We start from the raw sequence: 247 nt of genomic DNA on the forward strand, positions 1-247 counted from the left end.
GCCCCGACCACCCCAGCCCCCCCCCCCGCCCCCCTCGCCCCCGTTGAACATTTCAAACCTTCCACGCCTTGAGGTCCGGTAGCGCCAGTAGCACCCGTGTTACCTTGAATACCTTGAGGTCCAGTAGCACCAGTAGCACCAGTAGCACCTGTATAACCATGAACACCAGTAGCTCCAGTAGCACCAGATGAACAAGAAGAGCACGGCGAAACATAAAAAACAAAAGAGCAAGGAGGGCGCGAAGAAC

At 56.7% G+C, this 247-nt stretch carries 1 pseudogene; it reads right to left on the reverse strand.

Features of this window, described 5'->3' with window-relative positions:
* Positions 1-247 (reverse strand): annotated as a pseudogene (locus JDS92_RS30380) (hypothetical protein); the annotation flags it as partial.

Origin of the sequence: Bacillus cereus group sp. N12 (assembly GCF_016483575.1) — a bacterium.
Lineage (GTDB): Bacteria > Bacillota > Bacilli > Bacillales > Bacillaceae_G > Bacillus_A > Bacillus_A toyonensis.